Source organism: Nonomuraea sp. NPDC050227 (assembly GCF_044459705.1).
Taxonomy (GTDB): Bacteria; Actinomycetota; Actinomycetes; order Streptosporangiales; family Streptosporangiaceae; genus Nonomuraea.
Map to the genome: position 1 here is coordinate 204,947 of NZ_JBITJF010000013.1, position 12,798 is coordinate 217,744.

At 73.4% G+C, this 12,798-nt stretch carries 11 protein-coding genes; 7 read left to right on the top strand and 4 right to left on the bottom strand.

The genetic code is table 11. From position 1 onward, the window contains the following. Positions 1–62 precede the first annotated feature (62 nt). On the bottom strand, positions 63–1,955 hold the full coding sequence (locus ACIBK9_RS40720; RefSeq protein ID WP_397164218.1) for an efflux RND transporter periplasmic adaptor subunit: 1,893 nt from the start codon (positions 1,953–1,955) through the stop codon (positions 63–65). 176 nt (positions 1,956–2,131) lie between these two features. On the opposite strand from ACIBK9_RS40720, the gene ACIBK9_RS40725 reads away from it, so the two are divergent. The 6 genes from ACIBK9_RS40725 to ACIBK9_RS40750 are packed head-to-tail and all read left to right on the top strand — an operon-like array spanning position 2,132 to position 7,954. Beyond that, complete coding sequence (locus ACIBK9_RS40725) at positions 2,132–3,232, top strand: efflux RND transporter periplasmic adaptor subunit (protein ID WP_397164220.1); 1,101 nt, start codon at positions 2,132–2,134, stop codon at positions 3,230–3,232. Next, a complete protein-coding gene (locus ACIBK9_RS40730) occupies positions 3,229–3,984 on the top strand; it encodes an ABC transporter ATP-binding protein (RefSeq protein WP_397164222.1) in 756 nt (251 codons plus the stop codon). Before ACIBK9_RS40725 ends, ACIBK9_RS40730 begins: the two co-directional genes overlap by 4 nt. Then, the gene (locus ACIBK9_RS40735) at positions 3,971–5,230 is read left to right on the top strand and encodes an ABC transporter permease (protein WP_397164224.1); all 1,260 of its coding nucleotides are present in this window, start codon (positions 3,971–3,973) and stop codon (positions 5,228–5,230) included. The genes ACIBK9_RS40730 and ACIBK9_RS40735 overlap by 14 nt, the downstream gene beginning before the upstream one ends. Positions 5,231–5,235: 5 nt before the next feature. Further along, complete coding sequence (locus ACIBK9_RS40740; protein WP_397164226.1) at positions 5,236–5,793, top strand: hypothetical protein; 558 nt, start codon at positions 5,236–5,238, stop codon at positions 5,791–5,793. Continuing rightward, positions 5,790–6,482, top strand: a complete 693-nt coding sequence (locus tag ACIBK9_RS40745) for a response regulator transcription factor (RefSeq protein WP_358293176.1) — start codon at positions 5,790–5,792, stop codon at positions 6,480–6,482. Before ACIBK9_RS40740 ends, ACIBK9_RS40745 begins: the two co-directional genes overlap by 4 nt. Continuing rightward, positions 6,479–7,954 (top strand): sensor histidine kinase, encoded by a 1,476-nt coding sequence (locus tag ACIBK9_RS40750; RefSeq protein WP_397164228.1) that lies wholly within the window; start codon positions 6,479–6,481, stop codon positions 7,952–7,954. Before ACIBK9_RS40745 ends, ACIBK9_RS40750 begins: the two co-directional genes overlap by 4 nt. On the opposite strand, the gene ACIBK9_RS40755 is transcribed toward ACIBK9_RS40750, so the two are convergent. Then, a complete protein-coding gene (locus tag ACIBK9_RS40755) occupies positions 7,939–9,318 on the bottom strand; it encodes an FG-GAP and VCBS repeat-containing protein (RefSeq protein WP_397164230.1) in 1,380 nt (459 codons plus the stop codon). The genes ACIBK9_RS40750 and ACIBK9_RS40755 overlap by 16 nt on opposite strands. A gap of 136 nt (positions 9,319–9,454) precedes the next feature. Here ACIBK9_RS40755 and ACIBK9_RS40760 point away from each other — a divergent pair, with 136 nt between their 5' ends. Continuing rightward, positions 9,455–10,684, top strand: coding sequence for a cytochrome P450 (locus tag ACIBK9_RS40760; protein ID WP_397164231.1), 1,230 nt, complete (start codon positions 9,455–9,457; stop codon positions 10,682–10,684). Here ACIBK9_RS40760 and ACIBK9_RS40765 read toward each other — a convergent pair. Further along, the gene (locus tag ACIBK9_RS40765; RefSeq protein WP_397164233.1) at positions 10,674–12,080 is read right to left on the bottom strand and encodes an MFS transporter; all 1,407 of its coding nucleotides are present in this window, start codon (positions 12,078–12,080) and stop codon (positions 10,674–10,676) included. The genes ACIBK9_RS40760 and ACIBK9_RS40765 overlap by 11 nt on opposite strands. Positions 12,081–12,137: 57 nt before the next feature. Beyond that, on the bottom strand, positions 12,138–12,737 hold the full coding sequence (locus ACIBK9_RS40770; RefSeq protein WP_397164235.1) for a TetR/AcrR family transcriptional regulator: 600 nt from the start codon (positions 12,735–12,737) through the stop codon (positions 12,138–12,140). Positions 12,738–12,798: the final 61 nt, after the last annotated feature.

Sequence of the window (12,798 nt, forward strand, 5' to 3'; positions counted from 1 at the left end):
CCTCGTCGGCTGAAGGTTCGCTGGGAGCGGGCTGAGGGCCGGCTGGGAGCCGGGGCGGGTGGTCAGGCGCCCGGCCAGGTCGCGTCGGGGAACTCGCCGGTGGTGGTGCCGGACATGACGACCTGGTCCCGTTCGTCCAGACCTGAGGTGATCTGGACGTACTGGTCGCCGCGGACGCCGGTGCCGACCACCTTCGCGGCGTCGTGCCCGCCCGAGCGCACGGTGACCACCTGGGCGCCGTCGGAACGGCTGCGGACGGCGGCGGCCGGGACGTAGATCGCGTCCTTGGCCTCTGCGGTGGTCACCGACACCGTGGCGGTCTGGCCGAGCATGAGCCCGGCGGGCGGCTCGTCGAAGGCCAGGGTGACGGAGTAGCGGACGAGCCGGTCCTCGACCGTGGCGGTCGGGGCGATCGCGGTGACCGTGCCGCCGTGGCGCTCGCCGGGACGGGTGGCGAGGGTGATGGCGGCCTGCTGGCCGAGCTTGAGCCGGTTGACGTCGGACTCGGTGACCATGGCCTGGACCTGGAGCTCGTTCAGGTTGCCGAGGCTGATGAAGGTGCCGGTGCCGGCCGTGTCGCCGACCCGGCCCGCCACGGACAGGACGGTGCCCGAGGTGGGGGCCACGATGCGGGTGGCGCGCACGGCGTCGGCGGCCTCCTCAAGGGCGGCTTCGGCGCGGTCGACGTTCGCGGCGGCCTGGTCCTCGGTGATCCCGCCCCTGGCGCCGTCCTTGGGGGTGGTGGCGGTCCTGGCGGTGGTGTCCCGGGAGGTCGTGCCGGGTGAGCAGGAGCCGGTGGAACGGGCGGAGGCCGTCGCGTGCGGCTTGGCGGTGGCCTTCGCGGTGGGCTTGGTGGTGGGCCTGGCGGTCGCGGACGGGGGCGCGGTGGTCGAGGGCCTGGCCGTGGCGGGCGGCTCGGCGGTGGACGGGCCGCCCGGTGTGGACGGTTCGCCGGGGTTGGACGGTGTGCCGGGGGTCTGGCTACTTCCGGGGGTGCCGCCGCCGGGCGGGGTCGCCGTCACGGTCACCGTCGCCGTCACCGTGGCGGTCGCGGTGACCGTCACCGTGGGCTGGGGCTCGGAGGGCTCGTGAGTGGGGGTGGGGGGCGCGGTCGGGGGCCGGCTGTGAGCTGGGGACGCGCCGGAGGTCCGCGTGGAGGAGGGGGAGGCGGCCTTGTTCGCCTTGGTGGCGGGTGCGCCGGTAGGCGCGGCGGTGGTCGTCGTGGCGGTCGTGGCGCTCGTGGCGGTGGTGGGCGGAGTGGTGGCGGGCGAGGTGGTGGTAGGCGGGGTGGTCGGGCCGAAAACGCCCTCGCCCGCCGAACCTCCGCCGATAGCCGTGCCAGGGCCGCCCGTCGCCCCCGGGACGGTCGCGCCCCCAGGGGTGGCGGCGCTGCCGGGAGTGGCAGCGGCGCCGGTGTCCGGGGCGGGGGAGGTGGCGGGGCCGGTGCCACCAGTGGTCGCGGTGGGGTTTGAAGTGACCGGCGGTGTGGGCTTCGAGGAGGCTGACGGGGTGGGGCAGTTGCCGGCGTTCGGCGACCCGGCGGAGAACGGCGAACCGGTGGTCCTGGTCCCGGTGGGGCCGGTCGTTCCGGTGGAGCTGGCGGTGGTGGTGGTGAGGGATTGTTGGGCGGCGGAGAGGTCGGCCTTGGCGGCTGCGTACGCCTCGCGGGCCCCTCGTCCGTCGATCCTGGCCAGCACCTGGCCCTTGGTCACCTTGGTCCCGACCTTGACGTACACCTTGGTCACCGGGCCGGACGAGCCGAACGCCAGGTCCCGGCGGGCACCGTCCACAGTGTTGCCGGCGGCGCTGACCAGGGCCGTGACCGGGCCCCGCTGGGCGGCGGCGAGCCGTACCCGGACGGCGGGCGGGTCGTCGTCGCGGAGTGCCAGCGCCAGGCCCGACCCGGCGACGAGCACGGCCAGGGCGAGCCCGCCCAGCGCGAAAGTCGGTCTCATGGCCGCCCATCCTGGCCGACCAGCTTCACGGCAGCCTGCGAGCAGCCTGAGAGTTCGCTGTGTGACCCCGCCCGGGCCCGGGTTGTCAGCGAACGTTCAGCTCCGTCACGGCTGCGGCGCAGGCTGGTGTGCAAGGGTCACCGGCTGTGAAGGTGTCGACAAGGCGCAGAGCGCTGATGACCAACGGAGCGCTGGGCGTGCTCCTGCTGGGCGGGGCCACGCTCGCCTACGTCCAGCTCGGCACGGACCGCGCGGCCGGCGAGACGGCCGTGCGCACGGTGACCGCGAGCCGCGGCTCGGTGTCCGCGTCGGTGTCCGCGTCGGGCGCGGTGGCCAGCTCCAGGACCAGGTCCCTGTCGTTCGGCACGGGCGGCACGGTCGAGCGGATCTACGTCAAGGCGGGGGACAAGGTCGACAAGGGCGACATCCTGGCCAGGCTCGACGACTCCGCCGCGCAGGAGAGCCTGTCGGCGGCCAAGGCCACGTACCAGAGCGCGGTCGACGAGGGCACCGGCACGGCCGCGCTCTACGCCTCCTACGTCAAGGCGCGCAACGCCTACCGCCAGGCCGAGCGCACGGTCGCGGCCACCGTCCTGCGGGCCCCGTTCAAGGGCACGGTCACGGCGGTCAACGGATCCGTCGGCGGCACCGCCTCCGGCTCGGGCGGAAGCCAGAGCCAGTCCCAGGGCCAGTCCCAGGGCCAGTCGCAGAGCAGCGGCAGTGGGAACAGCACAGGGACGGGCGGGTTCGTCGACCTGGCCGACACCGGACGGCTCCAGCTCGTGGGCACCTTCACCGAGTCCGACGTCGGCAAGCTCGAACAGGGACAGAACGCCACCGTCACCTTCGACGCCCTGCCAGGGGTGACCGCCGACGGCAAGGTCACGCAGATCCAGCCGGTCGCCTCCACCAGCAACAACGTCGTCCAGTACCCGGTCACGGTCACCTTCACCAAGGTCCCCGCGAAGGTCCGGCTGGGCCAGACCGCCACCGTCGAGGTCGTCGTCGGCAGGGCGGAGAACGTCGTCACCGTCCCCTCCACCGCGGTCTCCACCAGCGGCGGCCAGACCACGGTCACCCTGCTCAGGGACGGCCGCCAGGTCAGGACCCCGGTCGAGGTCGGCGTAAGGGGCACGGCGCTCACCGAGATCAGGTCCGGGGTGTCCGAGGGCGACCAGCTCGTGCCGCCCGCGACCGGCACGCAGAGCGCCAACCAGCGCGGCGGGTTCGGCGGCGGCTTCCCGGGCGGCGGCGGCATGCCGGGCGGCGGGCGATGACGGCCCCCGCCACCGCGACGGCGGCCCCCGTCCTGCGGGTGAAGGACCTGGTCAAGGAGTACGGCGAGGGCGACGCCAAGGTCCACGCCCTGCGCGGCGTCAGCCTGGACGTCGAACGCGGCGACTACGTCGCCGTCATGGGCGCGTCCGGCTCCGGCAAGTCCACCCTGATGAACATCCTCGGCTGCCTCGACGTGCCCACCTCCGGCACGTACCAGATCGACGGCGCGGACGTCGGACGGCTGGCCGAGCACCAGCTCGCGATCCTGCGCAACCGCAGGGTGGGGTTCGTCTTCCAGTCCTTCAACCTGATCCCGCGCATGAGCGCGCTGGCCAACGTCGAGCTGCCGCTGGTGTACGGCGGCGTCGGCCCGGCCGAGCGGCGCTCGCGCGCCCTGGCCGCGCTGGAGCAGGTCGGGCTGACCGACCGCGTGCGGCACGAGCCGAACCAGCTCTCCGGCGGCCAGCAGCAGCGCGTGGCCGTGGCCAGGGCGCTGGTCACCGCCCCCGCGCTGCTGCTGGCCGACGAGCCCACCGGCAACCTGGACACCGCCTCCACCCGCGACGTGCTGCGGATCCTCGACCGGCTGAGCGAGTCCGGACGCACGATCGTGCTCATCACCCACGAGGACGACGTGGCCGCGCACGCCAAACGGGTGATCCGGCTGGTGGACGGCGAGATCGTGGAGGACCGCCGCCAGGCGCCGGTCGACGGACCACCCCCGAGGACGGCGGCCAGTGAACCAGCTTGAGATCCTCCGCTTCGCGCTGCGCGGCCTGCTGGCCAACAAGATGCGCAGCGCCCTGACCACCCTGGGCATCCTCATCGGCGTCGCCGCGGTCATCCTGCTGGTGGCGGTCGGCGAGGGCTCCTCGCAGAGCATCCAGAAGAACATCCAGCGCCTCGGCGCCAACACGCTGACGATCTCCCCGTCCTTCTCGGGCGGGGGCGGCGGCGGGGGCGGCTTCGGCGGGCGCGCGCCGGGCGGCGGCGGCAACACCGGGCCGCGCACGCAGGCCAGGCAGCTCAGCCTGGCCGACGCCAAGGCGCTCACCGACCGGACGCTCGCGCCGTCGGTCAGGTCCGTCTCGCCGGTGGTCGGCGCCAACTCCGCCACCGCCGCCTACGGCGCCGCCAGCCACACGATCGCGCAGTTCGTCGGCACCTACCCCAGCTACTTCGAGGCCATGAACAAGCCGGTGGCCAAGGGCACGTACTTCTTCAACGACGACGTGCTGGCCGCCAGGAAGGTCGTGGTGCTCGGCCAGACGGTGGTGGAAGAGCTGTTCGGCGCGGTGGACCCGATCGGCCGGCAGGTCAGCGTGTCCGGGGTGCCGTTCACGGTGGTGGGGGTGCTCAAGGAGAGCGGCTCCACCGGCATGCAGGACGCCGACGACGTGGCCGTGGCGCCGCTGCCCGCCGTGCAGCAGAGCCTGAGCGGGTTCGGCTCGCTGGACTCGATCGTCGTGCAGGCCACCGGGGCCGAGGCCACCACGGCGGCGCAGTCGGAGGTGACCGCCGTCCTGAACCAGCGGCACGGCATCACCGACGGCAACCCCGACTACCGGATACTCAACCAGGCCACCCTGCAGGAGACGGTGAGCGAGGCCACCGGCACGTTCACCGTGCTGCTCGGGGCGGTGGCGGCGATCTCGCTGCTGGTGGGCGGCATCGGCATCACCAACATCATGCTGGTCACCGTGACCGAGCGGACCCGGGAGATCGGCATCCGCAAGGCGATCGGCGCGCCGCGCAGCGCGATCCTGGGCCAGTTCCTGATGGAGGCCACCCTGCTCAGCCTGGTCGGCGGGCTGCTCGGGGTGCTGGTGGCCTTCGTCGGCACCCGGTTCACCGTGGCCGGCATCGAGCCGGTCCTCGTGCCGTCGTCCGTCGCGCTGGCGCTCGGCGTGTCGGTGGGGATCGGGCTGTTCTTCGGCAGTTATCCCGCCAACAGGGCGGCCAAGCTGCGGCCGATCCAGGCCCTGCGGCACGAGTAGGCGGCATGAGTAAGGAGAAAGACATGGACCGGCTCGACTCCTCGCCCTTCCCCGACGACCTGGGGGAGGAGCTCGCCGTCCGGCCGCGCGGCGGCGTCTCGAAGCTGACGCTCGGGCTGGCCGCCGGGGTGGTGCTGGTGGCCGGCGTGCTCATCGGCATCCAGGCGGGCAAGCTGTTCGGCACGTCCGACGCCGCGCTGGCCGCCGCGCAGCTCGGGCGTACGAACGGCCAGTTCCCCGGCGGCGGCTACGCCCAGCGCGGCAACGGCGCCCAGAACGGCGCCCAGAACGGCGGGTTCGGGCAGCGCATGGGCGGCGGCACGGTCGGCACCGTCCAGAAGGTCGACGGCGACAAGATCTACGTCAGAACCATGGACGGCGCCACGGTGACGGTCACCACCAGCGACCAGACCACGGTCCAGATCTCCAAACCCGGCAAGGTCGCCGACCTGGCCGCCGGCACCACCGTCGTGGTGCGCGGTCAGCAGTCCGGCGACGGCTCCGTCACCGCGACCGCCATCACCCAGGGCGCCCAGGGCACGCCGGGAGGGGGCCCGCGATGAACCAGCCCGAGGCCAGGCTGCTGGTGGTCGACGACGAGCCCAACATCAGGGAGCTGTTCTCGGCCAGCCTGCGCATGGCCGGGTTCGAGGTGCTGACCGCCGCCGACGGGCGGGAGGCGCTGCGGGTGGCCGAGGAGAGCACGCCCGACCTGGTGATGCTCGACGTGATGCTGCCCGACATCGACGGCCTGGCGGTCGCGGGAAGGCTGCGGTCCCGCGGCCGCCGGGTCCCGGTGCTGTTCGTGACCGCCAAGGACACGCCGGAGGACCGCATCACCGGTCTCGGCCTCGGCGAGGACTACGTGACCAAGCCGTTCAGCCTGGAGGAGGTCATCGCCCGGATCCGGGCGGTGCTGCGCAGGACCCGCAGGGGCGCGCCGCCGCCCCACCGGCTGAGCGTCGCCGACCTGGAGCTGGACGAGGAGAGCCACGAGGTCTGGCGCGACGGCGTCCCGGTGCGGCTGTCGCCGACGGAGTTCCGGCTGCTGCGCTACTTCATGCTGAACGTCGGCCGGGTGCTGTCCAAGACGCAGATCCTCGACCACGTCTGGAACGGCGACTGGCGCACCGACGTGGGCCTGGTCGAGTCGTACGTGTCGTACCTGCGGCGCAAGATCGACACCGGCGACCGGAAGTACCTGCACACGCTGCGCGGGGTCGGCTACATCCTGCGCCCGCCGCGCATATGAGGAAGCACCTCGCCCGCGCCCCGCTCTGGCTGCGCCTGGTCTCGGCCACGCTGCTGCTGGTCACCCTCGCCATCACGGTGACCGGCCTGTTCGCCGTGCGGCTGCTGCGCGGATACCTGGTCGAGCGGGTGGACCGGCAACTGGTGGCGGCCGCCGCGCCGCGCGACCCGCCGCCGCCCGAGGCGTGGCCGGCCGGGCGGCAGCCGCAGCGGTTCTTCGGGCTGTTCCACTCGGTGCTGGTGGACGCGGGCGGCGCCACCGTACGGGTGATGAGCGAGTCCACCGAGGAGCACACGCCCAAGCTGCCCCGGCTGACCGGCGCGGACGTCGCCGCGCGCGGCGGGCGGCCGTTCACCGTCGAGTCGCGCGCGTCCGGCGGGCCGGACTGGCGGGTGGTCGCCGTCCCGGCCCGCGACGGCGACAGCCGGGTGATCGCCATCAGCCTCGGCGACGTCGAGGGCACGGTGGCCAGGCTCGCCCTCATCGTGGCCTTCGCCGGCGGCGGCACGCTGGCCGTGCTGGGCGTCGCCTGCTACTGGCTGGTACGGCGGAGCCTGCGCCCGCTGCGCGAGATCGGCCGCACCGCCAGGGACATCGCGGGCGGCGACCTGTCGCGCCGGGTGCCGATGTGGGCGAGCACCACCGAGGTCGGCAAGCTGGGCCGCTCGCTCAACGGCATGCTCGCCCAGATCGAGTCGGCGGTGCGCGAGCGGGAGGCGGCGGCCGAGTCGGCGCGCGAGTCGGCGACGGCGGCGCGGCGTTCGGAGGAGGTCATGCGCCGGTTCATGGCCGACGCCTCGCACGAGCTGCGCACGCCGCTCACCTCGATCAGGGGGTTCGCCGAGCTGTTCCGGCTGGGGGAGGAGAAGGACCTGGCCGAGGCCGTGCGGCTGCTGAGCCGGATCGAGGGGCAGGCCGCGCGCATGGGCCTGCTGGTGGAGGACATGCTGCTGCTGGCCAGGCTGGACCAGCGGCGGGAGCTGGCACGACGGCCGGTGGACCTGCTCAGCCTGGCCGCGACCGCCGTGATCGACGCCCAGACGCTCGCCCCCGACCGGCGGATCGAGCTGGTCCGCCTGGACGGCGGCGAGGGCGAGGTGCTGGTGACCGGCGACGAGTCGCGGCTCGGCCAGGTGGTCGGGAACCTGGTGGGCAACGCGCTGCAGCACACGCCGCCCGGGACGCCGTTCGAGGTGCGCGTCGGGGTGGACGGCGAGCGGGCCGTGGTGGAGGTGGCCGACGAGGGGCCGGGGTTCCCGCCGGAGGTGGCCGAGCGGGTGTTCGAGCGGTTCTACCGGGCCGATCCGGCGCGCGGGGTGGGCGGGGCCGGACTGGGGCTGTCGATCGCGGCGACGCTGGTCGAGGCGCACGGCGGCGTCATCATGGCCGAGGGGGAGCCGGGCAAGGGGGCCCTGTTCCGCGTGCTGCTGCCACCCGCTGAGAGCCCAGGGGGTGTTCAGCCGAAGGTGTAGCCGTACAGGCCGGCGCCCTGGGAGACCTGGCGGAGGCGGCCCAGGCGCAGGCCCGTCTCGCGGACGCCGGGGGCGTACATGACCAGGCCCTGGTCGGGGGCGGCGACCAGGAGCCCGTCCAGGGGGCGGCCGGCGGTCAGCGCGCGGTAGCGGCCGGCCCCGCCGGGCAGCGCGGCCAGCGCGGCGCCGAAGTCGCGTCCCCTGCCCTTGATCAGCAGGTTCCCCTTCCGGGTCAGGCCGCCCGACGCGCGTCCCTGGAGCACCTGGACGGCGTGCTCGCCGGGGACGCCGATGGCCAGCTCGTCGCTGCCGTCGCCGGTGAAGTCCCCGGCGGCCAGCGCCGCGCCGAACCGGTCGTAGTAGCGCGGCTCGCCCTTCAGCGAGCGTTGCGACCACGCCTCGCTGCCGTGGGTGCGCAGGCCGGCGCGCGAGCCGTACAGGACGTCCACGGTGCCGTCGCCGTAGTCCATGGCCCGCTGGTTCTCGCTGAGGCCCTCGCCGGGGACGCCGATCGCCAGGTCGTCGCGGCCGTCGCCGTTGAAGTCGCCGGTGGCCAGGGCCGCGCCGAAGGCGTCCCACTTCTCCGACGCGCCGGCGATCCCCGGCGAGCTCTGCGTGAGCAGCCGGGCCCCTCGGGCGCGCGGGTCGAGCACGGTCACCGATCCCTGGCCGTCCAGGCGCACGCTGTCGGCGGGCGCGCCGACGGCCAGCTCGTCGCGGCCGTCGCCGTCGAAGTCGCCGGCCGCCAGCGCCCCGCCCCACTGGTCGGTGACGTTCGCCGACTGCCGCACCCACGACGTCTTCTGGGTGATCTGGTACGCCTTGCGGCCCTTCATCCCGTAGACGGTGACCGCGCCGCCCGAGGCGTGGCTGGGAGAGCCCACGGCCAGCTCGTCGCGGCCGTCGCCGTCGAAGTCGCCGGCCGCCAGCGCCGCGCCGAACCGGTCGCTGCCCCGCCGGGCCGGGGCCAGCTCCTCGCCGGCGACCAGCCCGGCGGGGGAGCCGTCGAAGATCTGCACGACGCCGTTGCCGTCCGCGCCGGGCACCCGCTTCCCGGCGAACTCCTCCGACACCCCGACCGCCAGGTCGGCGCAGCGGTCGCCGTCGAAGTCGCCGACGGCCAGCGCCGAGCCGAAGGCGTCCCCGGGTTCCGCGCCGGGCTGGGTGAGCTTGACGGTCCGGCCCGAGCCGTACATGACGGTCACCGAACCGGCCCTGGAGTCGTCGTAGGGAGCGGCGACGGCGATGTCGGCGCGGCCGTCGCCGTCGAAGTCGAGAGGGTGCCCGCCGCATCCGGGTGCGGCGGCGGGTGCGGCACCGGACACGAGGGGAGCGACCAGGCAGACGGCGAGCAACGCGTTCATACCGACAGTCATCTCCGTCCAGGCCGAACCCGGACTTAACGCCACGAGAACGGGCCAGGAGGGCATGATGCACATCCGCTTCGGAAGGGACTTTCGGCCCGTCCGCCGGGGCGTGGGAGCGTGCCAGGATAGACGGGTGGACATCGACCTCGCTGATCTGGACTTCTGGCGCAAACCGCTCAAAGAGCGGAATGAGGCCTTCGCCCGGCTCCGGCAACTGGAGCACCCGGTGTTCTTCCCGGAGAAGAAGGTGCCCTTCCTCCGCTCCGGCAAGGGCTTCTACGCCCTCGTCCGGCACGCGGACGTGGTCGAGGCCAGCCGCAACGCCAAGATCTTCTCCAGCGAGCCCGCCGTGACCAACCCCGAGCCGCCGGGCTGGGTCAAGCAGGTGTTCGGCGAGTCCATGGTCAACATGGACGACCCCCGCCACGCCCGCCTGCGCCGCATCGTGACGCGCTCGTTCAGCCCCAGGATGCTGGCGGGGCTCCAGGGCGACATCGAGGCCGCCTGCGCCCGCATCGTCGACGACGTCGTCAAGGAGGGCCCGCGCGACTTCGTCGCGCAGGTGGCCGCCAAGCTTCCCATCCACGTCATCTGCGACATGCTCGACATCCCGCAGGAGCTGCGCGCCAAGGTCCACCAGCACGTCGACATCTCCACCGCCTACACCGGCGTGCGTCCCAGCCTGGCCCGCAGCGTCCAGATGGCCGGCCAGAACATGCTGGCCCTGCTGGCCCTGCAGCGCATGGTCATCAAGCTCGGCCACGAACGCGTCGCCGAGCCGAAGGGCGACCTGGTCTCGCTCCTGGTCAACGCCAACCCCGACGGCGAGAAGCTGACCGACAAGGAGCTGGGCTCGTTCTTCTCGCTGCTGCTGGTGGCGGGCAACGAGACCGCCCGCAACACCATGGCCCACGGCATCCGGCTGCTCACCGAGAACCCGGCCCAGCGCGAGTTGCTGACCTCCGACTTCGACGCCCACATCAACGGCGCGATCGAGGAGATGGTCCGCTACGTCTCGCCCATCATGCAGTTCCGCCGCACGGTCACCGAGGATTACACGCTGCGCGGGCTGGAGCTGAAGCAGGGCGACAAGGTCGTGCTGTTCTACGGCTCGGCCAACCGCGACGAGTCGGTCTTCCCCGACCCCGACACCTTCGACATCACCCGCGACACCAAGCCCCACGTCGGGTTCGGCGGGCCCGGCCCGCACTTCTGCCTCGGCGCCAACCTGGCCAGGCAGGAGATGCGCACGATGTTCCGGGAGCTGCTGACCCGGCTGCCCGGCGTGCGCTCGGTCGGCGAGCCCGAGCTGCTGCTGTCCAACTTCGACAACAGCGTGCGTAGTCAGGCGTTCACGTACTAGCCGGCTCCGGCTCCCCGGCCAGCACGTTCGTCCTGATGGTGAAGAACGTGACGGCCGCGGCGACCGCCATCATGGCGGCGCTGATCAGCATGGCCGCCCGGAACCCGGCGTCGAACACCGGCGGGTTCTCGAACGCGTCGCCCACCAGGCCGACCAGCGGCGGCACGGCGGCCACCGCCAGCAGGCTCCCGGTGCGGGCCACGGCGTTGTTGACGCCGCTGGCCGTGCCGGCGTAACGCTCGTCGGCCGTGGCCAGCACCGTCGCGGTCAGCGGCGCGACGGCCGCCGACAGGCCGAGCCCGAAGACGGTCACCGCGGGCAGCACCAGCAGCGGGTAGGAGGCGTGCGGGCCGATCATGCTCATCAGCACGAACCCGGCCCCCGCCAGCAGGATCCCGATCGTCATCGGCCAGCGCGGCCCGAGTCGCCGGGCCGTCTCCCCGGCCCGCGACGACAGCAGCATCATCAGGATCGTGGTCGGCAACATCGACAGCCCGGCCGCGATCGGCGAGAACCCGGAGACCACCTGGAGCTGGATCACCAGCAGGAAGAACACCACGCCCATGGCGGCGTACATGATGAGCGTGACGACGTTGACCGCCGTGAAGACGTGGTTCCTGAAGATGGCGACCGGCACCAGCGCCTGCGGCGACCTGCGCCGCTCGGTCACCACGAACGCCGCCCCGAGCAGCGCCCCCACGATCAGCGGCACCGGCGCGCCCTTCTCGATCAGCCCGTACGTGATCCCGGCCAGCGCCAGCGCGGCCAGCAGCGAGCCCAGGACGTCGAACCGCCCGGCCGCCTGCTCGTCGCGGCTCTCCGGCACGTGCCGCAGCGTCACCAGCACCACGACCAGCGCGAACGGCAGGTTGATCAGGAACGCCCACCGCCAGCCCGCCGTCTGCACCAGCCAGCCGCCCAGCAGCGGCCCGATCGCGCTGGCCACGCCGCCCAGCCCGGACCAGACGCCGACCGCCCGCGGCCGGTCCTGCTTGACGAACGACGCCTGGATGATGGCCAGCGACCCCGGCGTGAGCAGCGCGCCGCCGACGCCCTGCAACGCGCGCGCCCCGATCAGGAACTCGATGTTCGGCGACAGGCCGCACAGCGCCGAGGCCACGGCGAACCACACCGTGCCGATCAGGAAGATCTTGCGCCGCCCGTAGCGGTCGCCCAGCGAGCCGCCCAGCAGGATCAGGCCCGCCAGGGTGAGGGTGTAGGCGTTGACGGTCCACTGCAGGCCGTCCATGGCCGCGTGCAGCTCCTTGCCGAGGAACGGCAGCGCGACGTTGACCACGGTGCTGTCGAGCAGGGCCAGCCCGGAGCCGAGCACGGTCGCGCCGAGAATCCACCGCCCGCGCGCCGACTTCACCTGGATGTGACCGTTCTGTCCCATCCGACAATCTTGTCACCGTGCCCGGCGGCCTCCGGCGGCCACCCCGGCGTTCGGCCCCTACGGGCGGGCGCCGAGGGCCCGGAGCACGAAACCGGACACGGCCTGCTCGGCCGTCTCGACCGTGACCTCGCCGCTGATCAGCGGCACCCGCTCGGCCCCGATGACGGCCAGCACCATCCGCGCCGTCGCGCCCACCTCGGGCACCTGGAAGTCGCCCGCCCGCACGCCGTCGTCGAGGATCTGCACCAGCACCCGCTGCATGGGCGCGACGTGCTCGGCGAGCTGCTGGTAGGCGTCGGGCCCGAGCGCCGCGCCGAGGTCGGCCGCGCCCGGGTGGGGGTGGGCGAGCAGCCCCGCGAGCTGCAGCCGGACGAAGGCCCGCAACCGGTCGGCGGGCGAGGCGTGCTCGGGCAGCTCCCGCTCGTAGCTCTCGATGAAGTAGCTGGTGACGCGCTCGGTGAAGGCCAGCAGCAGCGCGGCCTTGTCGGGAAAGTAGTTGTACAGGACCGTGCGGGTGATGCCGGCCTCGTGGGCCACGTCCGTCAGGGAGATGGCGTCGATGCCCTGGGCCCTGGACAGCCGCGAGACGGCCTGCAGGATGCGGTCGCGCGTCTGGGCGCGATGCTCGCCGATCGTGGCGGCCGAGATGCGGGGCATAGGCCCATGGTAGGCCGGTTCGCCGCCGGCGCACCCCTGACCGCTTCCGGGAGCCTCGCGC